The sequence below is a fragment of the Novosphingobium sp. HNCC26BN242 genome (assembly GCF_057180525.1).
The window spans coordinates 830,910-848,410 of record NZ_JBXUGM010000002.1; the positions used below are offsets into that span (position 1 = coordinate 830,910).

15 protein-coding genes are annotated in these 17,501 nt (G+C 62.2%); 12 read left to right on the top strand and 3 right to left on the bottom strand.

Features of this window, described 5'->3' with window-relative positions; translation table 11 throughout:
• Positions 1-120: 120 nt before the first annotated feature.
• From bioD to bioB, 3 genes are read right to left on the bottom strand one after another with little or no spacing between them, the layout of a single operon-like run.
• Positions 121-741 (bottom strand): dethiobiotin synthase, encoded by a 621-nt coding sequence (gene bioD, locus AC2A1F_RS11620; RefSeq protein ID WP_484208907.1) that lies wholly within the window; start codon positions 739-741, stop codon positions 121-123.
• Positions 738-1,886, bottom strand: coding sequence for an 8-amino-7-oxononanoate synthase (locus AC2A1F_RS11625; protein WP_484208908.1), 1,149 nt, complete (start codon positions 1,884-1,886; stop codon positions 738-740). Before AC2A1F_RS11625 ends, bioD begins: the two co-directional genes overlap by 4 nt.
• The gene (gene bioB, locus AC2A1F_RS11630; protein ID WP_484208909.1) at positions 1,886-2,950 is read right to left on the bottom strand and encodes a biotin synthase BioB; all 1,065 of its coding nucleotides are present in this window, start codon (positions 2,948-2,950) and stop codon (positions 1,886-1,888) included. Before bioB ends, AC2A1F_RS11625 begins: the two co-directional genes overlap by 1 nt.
• Before the next feature lie 259 nt (positions 2,951-3,209).
• Here bioB and AC2A1F_RS11635 point away from each other — a divergent pair, with 259 nt between their 5' ends.
• From AC2A1F_RS11635 to AC2A1F_RS11690, 12 genes are all read left to right on the top strand, one after another.
• Entirely contained in the window at positions 3,210-3,623 is a 414-nt protein-coding gene (locus AC2A1F_RS11635; RefSeq protein ID WP_484208910.1) for an NAD(P)H-dependent oxidoreductase subunit E, read from the top strand.
• Positions 3,620-5,158, top strand: a complete 1,539-nt coding sequence (locus AC2A1F_RS11640; protein WP_484208911.1) for an NADH-ubiquinone oxidoreductase-F iron-sulfur binding region domain-containing protein — start codon at positions 3,620-3,622, stop codon at positions 5,156-5,158. Before AC2A1F_RS11635 ends, AC2A1F_RS11640 begins: the two co-directional genes overlap by 4 nt.
• 118 nt (positions 5,159-5,276) lie before the next feature.
• Positions 5,277-5,810 carry a molybdenum cofactor guanylyltransferase gene (gene mobA, locus AC2A1F_RS11645; RefSeq protein WP_484208912.1) on the top strand — a complete coding sequence of 178 codons (534 nt, stop codon included), beginning with the start codon at positions 5,277-5,279 and terminating at the stop codon, positions 5,808-5,810.
• Positions 5,800-8,652: a formate dehydrogenase subunit alpha gene (gene fdhF, locus AC2A1F_RS11650; RefSeq protein ID WP_484208913.1), complete on the top strand. Its 2,853-nt coding sequence runs from the start codon at positions 5,800-5,802 to the stop codon at positions 8,650-8,652. The genes mobA and fdhF overlap by 11 nt, the downstream gene beginning before the upstream one ends.
• Positions 8,649-8,873 carry a formate dehydrogenase subunit delta gene (locus tag AC2A1F_RS11655; RefSeq protein WP_484208914.1) on the top strand — a complete coding sequence of 75 codons (225 nt, stop codon included), beginning with the start codon at positions 8,649-8,651 and terminating at the stop codon, positions 8,871-8,873. Before fdhF ends, AC2A1F_RS11655 begins: the two co-directional genes overlap by 4 nt.
• Positions 8,863-9,648, top strand: coding sequence for a formate dehydrogenase accessory sulfurtransferase FdhD (gene fdhD, locus AC2A1F_RS11660; RefSeq protein ID WP_484208915.1), 786 nt, complete (start codon positions 8,863-8,865; stop codon positions 9,646-9,648). Before AC2A1F_RS11655 ends, fdhD begins: the two co-directional genes overlap by 11 nt.
• A gap of 58 nt (positions 9,649-9,706) precedes the next feature.
• Positions 9,707-10,447 (top strand): TonB family protein, encoded by a 741-nt coding sequence (locus AC2A1F_RS11665; RefSeq protein ID WP_484208916.1) that lies wholly within the window; start codon positions 9,707-9,709, stop codon positions 10,445-10,447.
• Between the two features lie 169 nt (positions 10,448-10,616).
• On the top strand, positions 10,617-13,031 hold the full coding sequence (locus AC2A1F_RS11670; protein WP_484208917.1) for a glycosyltransferase family 4 protein: 2,415 nt from the start codon (positions 10,617-10,619) through the stop codon (positions 13,029-13,031).
• Positions 13,032-13,062: 31 nt separating this feature from the next.
• Positions 13,063-14,301, top strand: a complete 1,239-nt coding sequence (locus tag AC2A1F_RS11675) for a glycoside hydrolase family 130 protein (RefSeq protein WP_484208918.1) — start codon at positions 13,063-13,065, stop codon at positions 14,299-14,301.
• 83 nt (positions 14,302-14,384) lie between these two features.
• On the top strand, positions 14,385-15,425 hold the full coding sequence (locus AC2A1F_RS11680) for a mannose-1-phosphate guanylyltransferase (RefSeq protein ID WP_484208919.1): 1,041 nt from the start codon (positions 14,385-14,387) through the stop codon (positions 15,423-15,425).
• The gene (locus AC2A1F_RS11685; protein WP_484208920.1) at positions 15,422-16,228 is read left to right on the top strand and encodes a class I mannose-6-phosphate isomerase; all 807 of its coding nucleotides are present in this window, start codon (positions 15,422-15,424) and stop codon (positions 16,226-16,228) included. The genes AC2A1F_RS11680 and AC2A1F_RS11685 overlap by 4 nt, the downstream gene beginning before the upstream one ends.
• 104 nt (positions 16,229-16,332) lie before the next feature.
• The gene (locus tag AC2A1F_RS11690) at positions 16,333-17,496 is read left to right on the top strand and encodes an FkbM family methyltransferase (RefSeq protein ID WP_484208921.1); all 1,164 of its coding nucleotides are present in this window, start codon (positions 16,333-16,335) and stop codon (positions 17,494-17,496) included.
• Positions 17,497-17,501 lie beyond the last annotated feature (5 nt).

Below are 17,501 nucleotides of genomic sequence, written 5' to 3' on the forward strand. Positions count from 1 at the left end.
AGGGGGCGGCGTTTTTTTCCAGTAACTCGTCATCCCCGCGCAGGCGGGGATCCAGAGCGGCACAGCGGGACATCTTTTTCAGGCGCTGGATTCCCGTCTGCGCGGGAATGATGTGAGGGCTTAGCGGAAGTCTTCGGCTTGGAACTCCCGCGCAAAGGCGATGGCGAGGCTCTGCCGGTCCAGCCTTTTCAGCATTGGCAAGCGGCCAAGGCGTTTTACCCCGCCCATCGCGCAGATCGTGGCTTCGCTGTCTTCATTGGCATCGCCCACAAAGGCCACGCCATGGATTGGCACCCCGCGCGAGCGCAATGCCTCGAATGTCAGCAGCGAGTGGTTGATCGTGCCAAGCGCTGTGCGCGCGACGACAATCACCGGCAAGTTCCACGCGGCGAACACATCAGCATACGTGGTGCTGCGCGTCACCGGAACGAGCGCGCCGCCTGCGCCTTCGACCACGAGCGGGCGCTGCGGGGGCAGGGCGAGATTGGCAAGATCGATTGCCACGCCATCAAGCTCTGCGGCGCGGTGCGGGGAACAGGGTGTGTTCAGGCGATAGGCTTCGGGCAGGATGTGCTCCGCAGGCACGCCGGACAGGCGGGCGACATGATCGCGGTCTGCGCCATCGTCTAGCCCCGCTTGCACCGGCTTCCAGTAATGCGCGCCCAGCGCACCAGTGAGAGCGGCGGCGAACACGGTCTTGCCGATGCCGGTATCGGTTCCAGTGACGACGAAGGCGGTCATTGGAGCGCCTGTTTCAGCGCCGCACCAAGCGCGTCCACATCATTGCGTGTCGCATTGAGCGTGAGCGAGATGCGCAAGCGGCTGGTGCCCTGCGGCACCGTGGGCGGGCGGATGCCGCGCACATCAAAACTTTGGGCCTGCAGCGCAGCGGCAACCGCCATCGTGCGCGCATCCTCATGCAGGATCAGCGGCAGAATTTGCGATCCGCTGATATCTGCGCCCAGCGGGGCAAGTACCTGTTCGGCGTGGGCCACCAGATCGTGCAGCGCCTCGCGCCGCTGCGGTTCATCGGCCAGAATGCGCAGCGCCTCGCGTACGGCGGCGCAGACCAGCGGCGAGGGCGCGGTGGAGAAGATGAACGGGCGGCCCCGGTTGACGATGAAATCGCGCACCACGCGCGGGGCGAGGACCAGCGCGCCTTCGCAGCCCAGCGCCTTGCCGCAGGTGCGCAGGACGATGGTGTCGGGGCGGCCATCGAGTTCGGCGGCAAGGCCGCGTCCGTCAGGGCCGAAAACACCGGTGGCATGGGCCTCGTCGATCATCATGATCGCGTCGTGGCGCTGCGCCACGCGGGCCATGTCGGCCACCGGGGCCATATCGCCATCCATCGAATAGAGCGTTTCGAAGGCGAGCCACACCCGGCCCGGATTGCCCTTGGCGCGCCATTCCTGCACCGCATCGTCAAAGCTCTGCGCGTCATTGTGCGCCGCGCTGACCGCAGTGGCGCGGGTGAGGCGCAGGCCTTCGTGCATCGAGGCGTGGACCAGTTCGTCATAGACGATCAGGTCCCCGCGCTGTGGCAGCGTGGAAAGCAAAGCAACGTTGGCGGCATAGCCGGCCGAGAAGAACAGCGCGGATTCTGCGCCGAAAAAGCGTGCCGCCTCCTCTTCCAGCAACTCATGTTCTGGATCGTTGCCGCGCAGCAGGCGCGACCCGCCCGAACCGAGCGGCACCCCGCGCCCGATGGCGTCTAGCACCGCTGCGGCAAGGCGCGGGCTGGAGGACATGGCGAGATAGTCGTTCGAGGCGAAGTCTACCCCGCGCCGGGGGGCCAGCGCGCGCAACCGGGCCTTTTCGCCCAGCGCCGCAAGGTCAGCCGTGTGAGCCGACCACAAGTTTCCGGTGCGGGTGGTCGCCTCGGTCATTACGCCGCGCAGCCGCCCGAACAGCCTCCAACGGCCTTCATGGCACGAAGTGGCTCTTCGCCTTCCATCGGTTTGAGGCCCAGCCGCTTGAACATTGCGGCGTCGGCATCATCGCCTGCGTTGGCGGCGGTGAGCAGCTTGTCGCCGGTGAAGATCGAGTTCGCGCCTGCCATGAAGCACAGCGCCTGCGTGGCTTCGCTCATGCTCTCACGCCCAGCGGAAAGGCGCACCATCGACAGTGGCATGGTGATCCGCGCGACGGCGACAGTCCGCACGAATTCGATATCGTCGATCTTGGCCAGCGGCGTATCGGCCAGCATATCGCCCAGCACGGTGCCCTTTACCGGCACCAGCGCGTTTACCGGCACGCTTTCGGGGTGCTGTTCCAAAGTGGCCAGCGCGTGGACGAAGCCGACGCGGTCGGCGCGGGTTTCACCCATGCCGACGATGCCACCCGAGCAGACGTTGATCCCGGCCTGCCGCACATTGTCGAGCGTCTGCAACCGGTCCGCAAAGGTACGGGTGGTGATGACTTCCTCATAGCGCTCGGGCGAGGTGTCGATGTTGTGGTTGTAGTAATCGAGACCTGCTTCGGCCAGCTGCGTGGCCTGCCCCGGCGTGAGCATGCCCAGCGTCATGCAGGTTTCCATGCCCATTTCGCGCACGCCCTTGATCATGGCGATCACGGCGGGCATGTCGCGCTCCTTGGGGTTGCGCCAGGCTGCGCCCATGCAGAATCGCTTGGAGCCATTGTCCTTGGCCTGTGCGGCCGATTGCAGCACGCTTTGCACTTCCATCAGCTTGGTCGCTTCGATGCCGCTGTCAGCCTTCACCGATTGCGAGCAATAGCCGCAATCTTCGGGGCAGCCGCCGGTCTTGATCGAAAGCAGCGTGCAAAGTTGCACTTCGCCCGCGCGATGGTGGGCGCGGTGGACTTCAGCGGCGCGGAACAGCAGTTCGGTGAAGGGCAGATCAAACAGCGCGGCTATTTCCTCCCGTGTCCAATCGGTTCGCACGCCTGCTTGGGTAGTGTGTTCGCGTTGGCGGAGCAGGGTGTCTTGCACGGCGGGTGTCCTTTGGAATCTGCTTATCTTGCGGCCCTTAACCCAAATCTGGCAAGCATGCTCAAGTGAAATCGCAAAGCTGCGAAACCGGACTTTGCATTTCACCTGTCGGAATGCCTGCAGCGTTGCCATCGCGGGATGGTATGTTGCAGCGTGCCTGCTGGCTATCCTGAGGCGCTTCGAAGAAAGTTGCGCAAGGCCCGCGCGTGTCAATTTGTATGTGTTGCTTACAAAAGCTGATCGGAGTATTCTGGTTGTCATGGAGAGGTTAAACCAGATCATCGCTGCCCATGCCGGGCGGGAAGGCCCCTTGTTGCCAATCCTGCACGATGTGCAGGTGGAATATGGGCATGTTTCGGAAGAGGCGGTGCGGGCGATTGCGCAGGCGCTGAACCTGAGCCGGGCAGAAGTGCATGGGGTAGTCAGCTTCTATCATGATTTCCACGCAGAACCCGATGCGCGGCCCGTGTTGAAGCTGTGCCGGGCCGAGGCGTGTCAGGCGCGCGGGGTTGAGGCGCTGGTGGCGGGGCTGGCGGAAAATCCGCGCGTGAATGTGGAGGCCGTCTATTGCCTCGGGCTTTGCACCGTGGGGCCGAATGCCATGGTGGGGTCAAAGGTGCACGCGCGACTGGATGCAGCCAAACTGGGTGCGTTGGTGGAGGCGCTCGCATGACTCTCGTTCGGATCAGCGACGATGCGCTTGCGCTGGCCTGTGGGGCAGATGAAGTCGCCGCGGCCTTTGTGGCGGCGGGTTGCGTGGTGGAGCGGGTGTCATCTTGGGGGATGCACTGGCTTGAACCGCTGGTTGATATCGAGGGCGAGGGCTTTGGGCCGCTGGAGCCTTCGGACGTGGCCGATGTGCTGGCCGGAACCAGCGCCAAGGCGATTGGCCGGATCGAAGACCACCCTTTCATAGCCAAGCAGCAGCGCTTCACTTTTGCGCGGGCAGGCAAGACGCGGCCTTTGAGCCTTGAAGACTACGCCGCCAACGGTGGCTGGCACGGCCTTACCAAAGCCCGCGAAATCGGCCCGGAAGCCACCATAGCGCAAGTGACCGAATCCGGCCTGCGCGGGCGGGGCGGGGCGGGCTTTCCGGCGGGGATCAAGTGGACCACGGTAGCCAAGGCCGCAGGGTCCCAAAAATACATCGTTTGCAACGCCGACGAAGGTGACAGCGCGACGTTTGCCGACCGCATGGTGATGGAGGGTGATCCCTTCATGCTGGTCGAAGGCATGGCGATTGCCGCGCTCGCGGTGGGCGCGCACCGGGGCTATGTCTATATCCGCAGCGAATATCCGCACGCGATTGCCAAGATGGAAGCAGCAATCCGGGCCAGCGCGCATCTGATTGCACCTTTCGAACTGGAAGTGCGCGTGGGTGCAGGGGCCTACGTTTGTGGCGAGGAAACCTCCCTACTCAACAGCCTTGAAGGCAAGCGTGGCGAAGTGCGCGCCAAGCCGCCGCTGCCTGCGCTCGAAGGCCTGTTCGGCAAGCCGACCGTGGTCAACAACGTGCTGACACTGGCGGCGGTGCCGTGGATCATGGCCAATGGCCCAGCTGCCTATGCACAGGTTGGATACGGCCGGTCAAAGGGCACGATGCCGATCCAGATCGCGGGCAATGTGAAGCACGGCGGGCTGTTCGAAGTGGGCTTTGGCGTCACGCTGGGCGAACTGGTGATGACAGTAGGCGGTGGCACGGCATCAGGCCGCCCGGTGCGTGCAGTGCAAGTGGGTGGGCCGCTGGGGGCCTATCACACGCCCGCTGAATTCCACCTGCCGTTCGAATACGAAACCTTCGCCGCCAACGATGGGCTGATCGGCCACGCCGGGATCACGGTGTTTGATGATACCGTGGACATGAGCAAGCAGGCGCGCTTTGCGATGGAATTCTGCGCGGTGGAATCGTGCGGCAAGTGCACGCCGTGCCGCATTGGCTCCACGCGCGGCGTGGAACTTATCGACCGCATCCGTGCGCGTTCGGCTCGCCAGCCCGACCGGGTTGAGGCGCTTCCCCAGATGCACAACGCGCGCAAGGTGGAACGCTCGCTGGCAGATGAAATCACACTGCTGGAGGACCTGTGCGAGACGATGAAGTTCGGCTCCCTCTGCGCGCTGGGCGGCTTCACGCCCTATCCGGTGCTGTCGGCGCTGCGGAACTTCCCGGAGGATTTCGGGGTGGATGTAGCCAAAGAGGCGGCGGAGTGATGGGTTGTGCAGGCATCCTTCGACAGGCTCAGGATGAGCGGATCTTGGTTGAGACTGCTATTCCAACCCCGCTCATGCTGAGCCTGTCGAAGCATGCTGGCGCAAGGGCACGTCAGAAGTGATCCTAGGCGCCGTCCTTGCCGGTGGCCGGTCCACCCGTTTCGGCAGCGACAAGGCGCTGGCCGAGCTTGGCGGGCGCACGCTGTTGGCGCGTGCGGTGGAAGCTCTGGAAGGCCACTGTGATGCCGTGGTGGTCATTGGACGCGAAACCGCACCTGCGCCGACGCTGCCCGATTGGCCCCGCGCCGATATGGGGCCGCTGGGCGGGATCGCCGCAGCGCTCCACCACGCGCGCGATGCGGGTTACGCGCATGTGCTGACATGTTCGGTCGATAGCGTCGGGCTGGACGATGATCTTGTTGCGCAATTGCTGCCTGCGCCTGCCTATTGCGAGAGCCAGCCGGTGATCGGCCTCTGGCCTGCCAGTGCATCCGCCATGCTGGACGCGATGCTGACCAGCGAGGGCCGCCACTCGATGCGCGCTTTTGCGGAAAGCCTTGGCGCACGGGCCGTGCGCTTTGCTACGATTCCTGATAACATCAATACACCGGCAGACCTTGAGTCTGCGGAGAGGCGATCGCATGGGTTATGAACGTCAGGCCGATTTCGGCACTCCAGAGGTCCGTTCGGACACGCAGGTCACCTGTTCCATCGACGGGCGCGAAGTCACCGTCCCTGCTGGCACCACCGTGATGCGCGCCGCCGCGCTGACCGGCGGATCGATTCCCAAATTGTGCGCGACGGATAACCTAAAGCAGTTCGGCTCCTGCCGCCTGTGCCTTGTCGAGATTGACGGTATGCGCGGCACGCCCGCCAGTTGCACCACGCCGGTGACTGAGGGAATGCAAGTCCACACCCAGACACCCAAGCTGCAGAAGCTGCGCAAGGGCGTGATGGAACTCTACATCTCTGATCACCCGCTCGATTGCCTGACCTGCAGCGCCAACAACGATTGCGAATTGCAGGATCAGGCCGCCGCCGTCGGCCTGCGCGATGTGCGCTATGGCTATGAGGGCGAGAACCATCTGGGCGAGATGCCCGATATTTCTAACCCCTATTTCGACTTCGACCCCAGCAAGTGCATCGTCTGTTCGCGCTGCGTGCGTGCGTGCGACGAAGTGCAGGGCACGCTGGCGCTGACCATCGACGGGCGCGGGTTTGATTCGAAGGTTTCGGCAGGGCTGACTTCGGACAGCTTCCTGTCGTCCGAATGCGTTTCGTGCGGGGCTTGCGTCTCGGCCTGCCCGACCGCGACCTTGCAGGAAAAGGCGGTCAAAGAGATTGGCAAGCCCGAACGCTCGGTCATCACGACTTGCGCCTATTGCGGGGTGGGCTGCACCTTCCGCGCGGAAATGCGCGGGGAGCAGGTGGTCCGCATGGTGCCTTGGAAAGACGGCAAGGCCAATCGCGGCCATTCGTGCGTCAAGGGCCGCTTCGCCTGGGGCTATGCCCAGCATCAGGAACGGGTGCTTTCACCCATGATCCGCGAGTGCATCGATCAGCCATGGCGCGAGGTTTCGTGGGAAGAGGCGCTGTCCCACACTGCACGCGAGATCAACCGCATCCGCGATACTTATGGCCGCAATGCGCTGGGCGGGATCGTGTCGAGCCGGTGCACCAATGAAGAAGGCTTCCTTGTCCAGAAGCTGATCCGGGCGGGCTTTGGCACTAACAATGTCGATACGTGCGCGCGGGTGTGCCATTCGCCGACCGGCTACGGGCTAAAGACCACCTTCGGCACGTCGGCAGGCACGCAGGACTTTGACAGCGTCGAAGACAGCGATGTGATGCTGGTGATCGGCGCGAACCCGACCGACGGCCACCCCGTCTTCGCCAGCCGCATGAAGCGCCGGTTGCGCAAAGGCGCAAAGCTGATCGTGATCGATCCGCGCCGCACCGATCTGGTGCGCTCGCCGCATATCGAGGCGGATTTCCACCTGCCGCTACGCCCCGGCACCAATGTAGCGATCCTGACCGCCCTTGCGCATGTAATCGTCACCGAAGGGCTGGCCGACCAGGCCTTCATTCGCGAACGCTGCGATTGGGACGAATACCAGCACTGGGCCGAGTTCGTTTCGGCAGAGCGAAATAGCCCGGAATTTCTTGCACCCGTCATCGGCGTGGATGCCGAGGCTATTCGCGGAGCGGCGCGTTTGTTTGCGACTGGCGGCAACGGGGCGATTTACTACGGGCTGGGCGTGACCGAGCATAGCCAAGGCTCTTCGACCGTGATGGCGATTGCCAATCTGGCGATGGTGACCGGCAATATCGGGCGGCGCGGTGTGGGCGTGAACCCCTTGCGCGGCCAGAACAATGTGCAGGGCGCCTGCGATATGGGCAGCTTCCCGCACGAGCTTTCCGGCTACCGCCACGTGTCCGATGCGGCCACCCGCGCGCTGTTTGAAGCCGAATGGGGCGTGCCGATCGATCCCGAACCGGGTCTGCGCATCCCCAACATGCTTGATGCCGCCACCGATGGGGAATTCAAGGCGATCTACATTCAGGGCGAGGACATCCTGCAGTCCGACCCTGATACGAAGCATGTGATGGCTGGCCTGGCCGCGATGGAATGCGTGATCGTCCACGACCTGTTCCTGAACGAGACCGCGAACTATGCACACGTGTTCCTGCCGGGATCGACCTTCCTTGAAAAGAACGGCACTTTCACCAACGCCGAACGTCGCATTCAGCCGGTGCGCAAGGTGATGGAACCGCTCAACGGGTATGAAGACTGGCAGGTCACGCAGGAACTGGCCCGCGCCGTCGGGCTGGACTGGAACTACACCCACCCGTCTGAAATCATGGACGAAATTGCGCGGCTGACGCCCACCTTTGCGGGCGTGAACTATGCGCGGCTCGATGCCGAAGGGTCGCTGCAATGGCCCGTCAATGACAAGGCACCCGATGGCAGCCCCATCATGCACGTCGATGGCTTCGTGCGCGGCAAGGGCAAGTTTGTCGTCACCGACTACGTGCCGACTGACGAGCGCACTGGCCCGCGTTTCCCGCTGCTGCTGACCACGGGCCGCATCCTCAGCCAGTACAACGTCGGCGCGCAAACGCGGCGCACGGCTAACGTGATCTGGCACGAGGAAGATCTGCTGGAAATCCACCCGACCGATGCGGAAAACCGGGGCCTCAAATCGGGCGACTGGGTAAAGCTCGCCAGTCGTTCGGGCGAAACGACCTTGCGCGCGACGGTGACCGATCGCGTGGCTCCGGGCGTGGTCTACACCACGTTCCACCACCCCGCCACGCAGGCCAATGTCGTGACCACCGATTATTCTGACTGGGCCACCAATTGCCCGGAATACAAGGTTACCGCCGTGCAGATCACGCCCAGCAATGGGCCGACCGAATGGCAGGAAGACTATGATGCGCAAGCCATGCGCTCGCGCCGGATTGCTGGCACTGCGATGGAGCCTGCTGAATGAGCGGGCAGACGGCGGAAAAGCTGGCCTATATGGTCAACCAGATCGCGCGCAATTTGGGTTTTGATGCAGCGCCGGTGGCCGCCGTGGCAGACCATATCGTCACCTTCTGGACACCGCGCATGATCGATACGCTGCTGGCCGAAGGCACCTCGGCGCTGGAGCCAGTGGCGGCAGAAGCGATGGAGCGGGTGAAGGCGATGCGGGCAACTCATGCCGGTTGAGGGCGCGCGCCCTTTTCTGTTCCGCGAACATTTTGCCGATGACCGCCCTGCGCAAGAGATAACCCGCGCCCTGGCAGAAGAAGCGCCTGTAGCCATCGAGATCAACGGAGTGGGCTATGCTGTGATGATGGCAACGCCAACCGATTTGCACGATTATGCGCTGGGTTTTTGCCTTTCCGAACAGTTGATTGCTTCTGCTGACGAATTCCTGTCTGCCGACGCCGCGCCGGTTGAGGCAGGCGGCTGGATGCTGCGTGTGCAACTTACTGCATCTGGCGCGGGGCCGTTGCTCGAACGCGCGCGGCTACGGCTGTCCGAGGGCAGTTGCGGGCTGTGCGGGATCGAGAGCCTAGAGCAGGTGATGCGGCCCTTGTTGCCCGTCACCGCAAAGCTGGACGTTGAAAGCGCGGCCCTGTTTCGGGCGGTCGAAGCTCTCGGCGAGCACCAGCTTCTGGGCCGCGAAACCCGTGCGGCGCATGCAGCGGCGCTCTGCGCGCCCGATGGCACGATCCTGCTGGTGCGCGAAGACGTGGGCCGGCACAACGCCTTCGACAAGCTGCTGGGTGCAGCGGCGCGGGCGGGGTTTGAACCGGCGGAACACTTTGTGCTGCTAACCGCGCGGTGCAGCTTTGAACTGGTGCAGAAGGCGGTAATCGCAGGCGTGCCGCTGCTGGTCACGATCTCTGCCGCATCGACGCTGGCGGTGGAGCAGGCCGCGGCGCATGGGCTGCGGCTAGTGAGTCTGGCGCGGCAAGACAGCATGCTGGAATCCTGATCCGCGTCAGACCATTCCTTTGGAGCAGAAGCGCGGCAATCTGCGTTAAGCAGGTATTGTGGGAGAGCAACGATCCGATTCGCCGCGCTATGCCGACCAGACCGGGTCCGGGCAAAGCCGCATGGCCGCAACCGGGCTGGCAGTCGTCCTGCACTTGTTGGTCATCTGGGGTGTGGTGCATGGTTTTGGCGGTGTGCCAGTGCTGCCCCTGCTGGAACAAGACCGCTTTACCACCCAAACCTTTGATGTGCCGCTGGAAAAACCCACACCTAAACCCACCCCAACCACACCCGAACCGGCGGGTGCATCTGGCGCTGAAGGGAAGAAGGCGGTGGCCAAGGCGGTTATTGCCAAGGCGCGTGTTCCCGCCAAGCCCAAGCCTGCTCCACCGGTCGCATCCACCGGCAATTCCGATCAATCGGGTGCTGCAGCGCAGGGGCAGGGGACTGGCGGCGGGGGTGCAGGTATGGGAACCGGCAGCGGTGCCAGTGGCAGTGGATCGGGCGGCGGATTGGCGCGCAAGGCTGAAAAAATTGCGGGCGATATCCGCTCTACCCGCGATTATCCCGCCGCCAGCCGCGATGCGCGTATTGGCAAACGGGTGGTCATTCTCCTTACAGTTCAAGCCGATGGGCGAGTGTCGGAGTGCAAAGTCTGGCGGGCAAGCGGGGTACCCGAGGCCGATGCGATCACCTGCAAGCTGGCACGGGAGCGGTTCCGCTTTCGCCCCGCCACCGATGCTGCTGGCAATCCGGTGGCTTCCAGCTATGGCTGGGAACAGCGCTGGTTCGCACCGTGATTGAAGCCTGAATTTACAGGGTTTCCGCACAGCTTTGCGGTGGATCGTACAGAAAAATCGACTGCTTGTTGCAAAGTGTTGCAACCGGGCGGGGCCAGCAGCGTTTGGTCAGTGACGGTCAAGGGCTTTGCCAGCACGGCACAGCCTGCCCATTGGAAGACCACTGTCCATGATTGCCAGCAACGATGTGTCGGGTTTTGCCAGCGCGCTACCCGCAGATGTGCTTTCCTTCCGCAACCACCCGCGCGCCAAAGGTGTGCGGCGGATTGCGTTGATTGGGGGGTTCAGGCCACGCAAATGTGGCATCGCAACCTTCACAACCGATATCTATGTGCAGCTAGGTGCATCTTGCGGCACTTCGGAAATTGACCTGCATGTGATCGACGATGGGCGTTCCGGCCTGATCTATGAAGGCGTGCGCAATACGATTTGCGCCGATAATATCAACGATTACCGTACGGCTGCACGCATCATCAATGACGATGGTGTGGATGCCGTGTGGCTGCAGCACGAATATGGTATCTTCGGCGGAGAGGCCGGGGCGATGGTACTGGAACTTGTGGACCGCCTGGCCGCCCCGCTGATCGTGACGCTGCACACCGTATTGGCCGAACCTTCCCCGGAACAGCGTGCCGTGCTGGAACATATCCTGCGCCGCGCATCCCGAGTGATGGTTATGTCGCAGCAGTCTGCGCAACTGCTACAGGACCGCCATCAGGTGGATTCCAGACAGATCGTGGTTATCCCGCATGGCGCACCGGATCGCCCGTTTGGGCGCGGTGAGGGATTCAAGGCCAGCGCGGGGTTAAGCGGGCGCAAGGTGTTGATGACCTTTGGCCTGCTTGGCCCGGGCAAGGGGTTGGAGACTGTCATTGGGGCGCTTCCGGCAATCGTAGAGCGGCACCCTGATGTTCTTTATCGCATTGTGGGTGCCACGCATCCCAATCTGCTGGCCAGCGAGGGCGAGCGTTATCGCGAAAGACTGGCGGCACTGGCCGACAGGCTGGGCGTTGCCGCACACGTGGAGTGGGACAATCGCTTTCTCGATAACGATGAACTGCTCGACCAATTAGAAGCCTGCGACGTTTACCTGACGCCCTACCATAACCTGCAACAGTCAACCTCTGGCACGCTGAGTTATGCCGTGGCGCTGGGCAAGGCAGTAGTTTCCACGCCGTATGTCCATGCGCGCGAACTCCTGGCCGATGACGTGGGGGTGCTGGTTGAACCGCACAGTGCCGGGCAAATTGCGCAGGCGGTTAACGGACTTCTGGATAATTCCGAAAACCTGCAGGCCATGCAGCGACGGGCCTGGGAAAAGGGGCGCGAAACGATCTGGCCGCGCTTTGCCGAAGCTACGCAGGCGCTGGTCGATAGTGTGGTGCCAAGGCCCGTGCGGCCGATGCCATTGCTGGCAACGCCGGGATTTGCGGGTGTGGCTGCCATGTCTGATGCGACCGGCATGTTGCAGCACGCCATTGGCACGATCCCTGATCGCCGGCATGGCTATTGCCTGGATGACAATGTGCGCGCGCTGATGCTGATGGGCGTGGCCGATGCAGTGCCGCTGGCCGAGCGCCAACGCTGGGCGACAATCTACGCCGCATTCATACAATATGCGTGGAATCCTGATGTTGGCCTGTTCCGCAACTTCATGAACTATGACCGCACGTGGTGCGAAAGCATCGGGTCTGAAGACAGCAATGGCCGGGCGATATGGGCGCTGGGCAGCGCCATGATCAATGCACCAGACGAGGGCCTGCGTGGCTGGGCGGCGCAGTGGTTCGACATTGCGCTGCCATCGGTAGCGACGCTGAAATCACCGCGCACTATCGCGTTTGTCATGTTGGGGTGTGTCGAGGCATTGAAGGCAAATCCTGCGCACAAAGGCGCGCGAATGGCACTGGAGCTAGGCGGGACCGAATTGTGCAGGTTGTACGATACATCGCGCCGGACCGGATGGGATTGGTTTGAGGCCGGACTGGGATATGACAACGCCCGCATGGCTCAGGCGCTGATTGCGGGTGCGGGTGTGATTTGCAATGACACCTGGCTGGAACGCGGGCTTGCCGCCCTTGGCTTTCTGGCCGATCAGCAGCAGTCCGCCCAAGGGCATTTCCGCCCGGTGGGATCAGACACATTTGGCAAATGTCGTGAAGCCTTGCCGTTTGATCAACAGCCGGTCGAGGCATGGGCGGCAGTTGATGTGAGTGCCGCTGCGTGGGCGGCCACGGGCAACGAGGCTTGGCTGAGCTATGCGGAGACGGCCTTCCGCTGGTTTATGGGCAGCAATGACCGCGGTGTGGTGCTGGCCGATTTTGCCAGCGGGCGCTGCCGCGATGGTGTGACCCCGCAAGGGGTCAACCTCAACTGTGGAGCAGAATCCATTCTGGCTTTTCAGTTGGCACACTATACGCTTTGCAGCCTGCGCCAACTGGCGGGCGCTCAACATGTTCTGGGACTGGGCGTGACCGACCAAGGAAGTGCCAGACCGCCAGCCAGATCATTGCGTGCCGGTATGGCTGAGGCGATAAAAACCGAACCAGTAAACAGAAAAGGTGCGCACAATCTTGCAGGTGCTTGATCTAAGATTGCACGCTGATCCATCGCGGGTTGTGCTTCGACCGTTTCATCTAGGCTGGCAGGGCATGGGCGGCGACCGTGCCCGCGCGGCCAAGCTGGTGGATGATATCATCGCGCTGACCGAGGATGAGGCGGCGGACGAGTATGCCGAAGTGCTGCGCGATTTTGCCGAACGGCACTGGCAGACTGAAAAGCTGTTCGAAGATCGCTATGCCGAAATCGAGGCGATGCTGGAATTGCAGGGTCAACAGGTTTCGTTGGCGCGCAAGCGGTTGATCGGGGCTTATTTCTGCCACGAGTACACTTATGCGGCCGCTGCCTTGATGAACCCCAGCATCGTGCCACATCCCGACCAGTCCGGCATGAACGACGGTGCCGTGCGGTTTGTGATGAGCCTGCGCGCAGTGGGCGAAGGGCACATCAGTTCCATCGCGTTTCGCGAAGGCATTGCGACGGCAGATGGCAAGTTCGATCTTTGGCCGCAAAGCCATTTTGCCACATCAATGTTGCCCGATGACAGCGGTGTTGCCTGCAAGGGCGGGGAATGCGCCGTTACGGTGCATCGTGATCCTGACAGCACCCTTTCAAACAGCGTGATCTTTCCGATTACCGAAAAGCAGGCTGGCGGGCTGGAAGACCTGCGGCTGGTCCGCTTTGATCATGGTGGCGGGGATTATGAATGGATCGGGACTTATACTGCCTATTCCGGCTCTGCCATCCGGTCCGAACTGCTGAGGACGCGCGATTTTCGGAGCATCATGCTCGAGCCCATCGAGGGCCGCGCAGGACGCAACAAGGGCATGGCACTGTTCCCGCAGAAGATCGACGGGCAATACTGCATGGTTGGCCGGCAGGACGGCAAGAACCTCTATCTGCTGAAATCTGACCGCCTTGAGCGGTGGGATGATGAGGGCGTGCTGCTGATGGAGCCCGAATTTCCATGGGAGTTTGTGCAGATCGGCAACTGCGGCAGTCCTTTGCTGACTGACGAGGGCTGGCTGCTCCTTACACACGGGGTGGGCGCAATGCGCCGCTATTCGCTTGGGTGCGCACTGCTTGACCGGGATGATCCATCGAAGGTAATCGCGCGCTCGACCAAACCCTTGCTCACTGCAACCGATGCTGATCGCTTCGGCTACGTGCCAAATGTGGTCTATACTTGTGGAGCGCTGTTGGTGGGTGAGCAAATATTTGTACCATATGGAATCTCTGACAGTGCAGTAGGGTTTGCAACCCAATCGGTAGCAGACTTGTTGGCGCAGATGAGATAGTTCGCCTAGCGTCGATTTGCAGCATGCAGAAAAGCAAAGACCAACAGGTCATCCAGAAAGTCACAATCTTGTCCGGGCCGAACATGATCGAAATTGTTCCTGTTGTTCTTTGCGGCGGCAGTGGCACACGCCTCTGGCCGCGGTCACGTCGGCCCAAACCCAAGCCATTTTTGCAACTGGTGGGCGATAACACGCTGTTTACGGCCACGGTGTTGCGCTGCCCGCCCGAGCACGGCTTTGCGGCGCCGATGATTGTGACCGGAGCGGCCCATCTCGATCATGTCGAGCAACAGCTGCCTGACCGGGACAACACCCGGATCATCGTTGAACCCGAAGGCCGCAATACGGCCGCTGCCATTGCATTGGCAGCGTTGTGCCTGCCCGAAGATGCCGTGATGCTGGTTTGCCCGAGCGACCATCATATTGGTGATGGCGATGCCTTTCGGGCCGCTGCAAAGGAGGCAGCGCGACTGGCGGCAGAAGGTTGGCTGGTGTCGTTCGGAATCATGCCAACCGCGCCTGAAACCGGTTTTGGCTATTTGAAGCAGGGTGAACCGATCGCGGGATCGTGCGCGTTCAAAGTGGAACGCTTTGTTGAAAAACCCGATCTGGCACGCGCGCTGGAGTTTTTGCAAAGCGGACAATACGCTTGGAATGGCGGCATTTTCGGCTTCCGCGTGGGCACGTTCCTGGAGGAACTGGGGCGGCATCGCCCGTTAATTCTGGATGCTGTGCGCGCCGCCGTGGCCGCCGGGCAAAATGATGGGCAGCGGTTCCTTCCCGATGCCGCCGCCTTTGCCAAGGTGCCCAGCGAATCGGTGGACTATGCCGTGATGGAAAACACCCATCGTGCCGCCATGGTCCCGGCGGTCATGGCGTGGTCCGATATCGGCAACTGGCAGGCTTTGCACGAAGCGTTGGACAGCGATGAGGCGGGCAATGCTACGGTCGGATCGGCGGAATTGCGCGATTGCAGCAATGTTCTGGTGATGACTGACGGGCCGCGTGTTTCGGTTGTGGGGGCATCGGATTTGATCGTGGTGGTGGATGGTACAGAAGTGCTGGTCTGCACACCTGCTGGAGCCCAGCAGGTGGGCAAGCTTTCCGGGGCGGCCAACCAGTGAAACTGCTGACCACGAGGATCGTGGAAAAGCCTTGGGGCAAGGATGTGCTTCCGCCCCCATTTGCAGCACCGGCGGGCAAGCGGATCGGTGAGGTGTGGTTCGAACCGCCGACCGAACTGCCCGATATCCTGATCAAGTACCTGTTCACCAGCGAGAAGCTTTCAGTGCAGGTCCACCCCAGCGATGAGCAGGCGGTGGCACTGGGCGAAAGCGACCGTGGCAAGGAGGAATGCTGGATCGTGATTGATGCCGAACCCGATGCGGTTCTGGGCATCGGGTTCAAGCAACCGCTGGATGAAGCGGCGATGCGCCGGGCGGCGCTGGACGGCAGCATCGAAGACCTGATGCAATGGCATCCGGTGGCTGCGGGGGACTTTTTTTATATTCCCGCAGGCACCGTTCATGCGATTGGCGCGGGCGTTAGCCTGATCGAGATCCAGCAGGCCAGCGACATTACCTATCGGTTGTTTGATTACGGACGCCCCCGCGAATTGCATCTGGAGCGCGGGTTGACGGTTGCCAAGGGTGAGCCTTTTGCCGGTGGCACGAAGCTGAACTGGCCCGAACAAGGCGCAGCTGCGATCGTGCGCGGCAGCTATTTCTACGCCGATCTGGTTTCAGGACCGGGGGCTGCCGCTACGCTGCAATTGGGCAGGGTTCCGTGCATTGTGATCCCTGTTTACGGCGATGCTGTGGTGGATGGCTGCAGTGTGAAGCCCGGTGAGGCAGCCTGTGTCTCCGATGCTTGCGACATCGTGTTCAGCGCTGAAAGCCATTGCATCGTGGTGCGCCAGCCGATCTAGGTCCGATCCCGTGCCAAGTGTTCTGGACAACATCCAGACCCACCCCATAGGCCTGATTATCTTGGGCGTTCGATCCTTGATGCCGCTGCGCGCAGGGATCAAAAATGGGCGAGACTTGCGGGCAGATGACAATCGAGCAGTTGATCGAGGACCGCTTTTCCTGGGCGATGGCGCACCGGGGTAGCGCGGTCTTGCAACAGGCGATGCAGGACGAGGGCTGCCTGATCTATGGCGCAGGGGGATATGGCCGTCAGGTGGCAGCAAGCCTGACGCAGCACGGCTACCTCGTGCAGGGTTTCATTGATGGCAACGCTGCGCCCGATCAATTGATCGATGGTTTCCCTGTGATGATGCGGAGCGGCGTTGATAGCGTGCGGGCAGCGCAGGCCGTGCTGGTCATTGCCATAAACAACTTCCGCACCCCGGTGGACGAAGTGGTTAGCTGGGCGCGGGCGAGCAGGTTTGCCCAACTGGTGTTCGTGCCCGAACTGCCCGATCTGGTCGATCCGGCGCTGGGCAATTACTGGCAGGCGTCTCGCACGCTAGCCGTGGATCAGAAGGAGCGGATTGCGCGCTTTGCTGCGCTGCTGGCTGACGATGCTTCGCGCACGGTGCTACGGCAACTTATCGCTTATCGCATCACCGGGCAGCCCGACGAGCATCCGGCTGTAGACCGGGACTGGCAGTACTTTCCCGCAGACCTGCCGATGACCAAGGCAGATATCGCGGTGATCGACTGCGGCGCCTATCCCGGTGACCTGCTGGAAACGGCGGCGAAGGCCGGGGTGCGGCTGGGCAGGTGGTATGCCTTTGAACCCGATCGGACAAATTTCCGCCATCTTGTGGCCTTCGTGAAATCGCGTCAGGCCGATCTGAGTGAGGCGGTGCTGTTTCCCTGCGGCGTTGGCGCACAGACCGGGGTGATTACTTTTGCTTCGGGCAATGCCGACGCATCGCGCGCGGCTGATCCGGCGGCGGATGCCGATGCTGAAGTGGTGCCGGTGGTGCGGGTGGACGATGTGCTGACGCTTGACCGGCTCGACATGGTGAAGCTGGACATCGAGGGCTTCGAAGCCGATGCGCTGGATGGGATGGCCGGCCTGCTAAAACAGCATCGGCCCCGCATTGCTATAGCGGTTTACCACAAGCCTACTGATCTGTGGGAATTGCCGCTGAAGATCGATGCGATGCTGCCGGGCGGGCGTTATGCGCTGCGCCAGCATGGCTACAACGGGTACGATACGGTGCTTTACGCCGATTGGGATTGAGTGGG

Coding starts and splice junctions, on each gene's coding strand:
- bioD (WP_484208907.1), bottom strand. CDS start 741: ATGACCGCCTTCGTCGTCACTGGAACCGATACCGGCATCGGCAAGACC.
- AC2A1F_RS11625 (WP_484208908.1), bottom strand. CDS start 1,886: ATGACCGAGGCGACCACCCGCACCGGAAACTTGTGGTCGGCTCACACG.
- AC2A1F_RS11635 (WP_484208910.1), top strand. CDS start 3,210: ATGGAGAGGTTAAACCAGATCATCGCTGCCCATGCCGGGCGGGAAGGC.
- AC2A1F_RS11640 (WP_484208911.1), top strand. CDS start 3,620: ATGACTCTCGTTCGGATCAGCGACGATGCGCTTGCGCTGGCCTGTGGG.
- fdhF (WP_484208913.1), top strand. CDS start 5,800: ATGGGTTATGAACGTCAGGCCGATTTCGGCACTCCAGAGGTCCGTTCG.
- AC2A1F_RS11655 (WP_484208914.1), top strand. CDS start 8,649: ATGAGCGGGCAGACGGCGGAAAAGCTGGCCTATATGGTCAACCAGATC.
- fdhD (WP_484208915.1), top strand. CDS start 8,863: ATGCCGGTTGAGGGCGCGCGCCCTTTTCTGTTCCGCGAACATTTTGCC.
- AC2A1F_RS11670 (WP_484208917.1), top strand. CDS start 10,617: ATGATTGCCAGCAACGATGTGTCGGGTTTTGCCAGCGCGCTACCCGCA.
- AC2A1F_RS11680 (WP_484208919.1), top strand. CDS start 14,385: ATGATCGAAATTGTTCCTGTTGTTCTTTGCGGCGGCAGTGGCACACGC.
- AC2A1F_RS11690 (WP_484208921.1), top strand. CDS start 16,333: ATGGGCGAGACTTGCGGGCAGATGACAATCGAGCAGTTGATCGAGGAC.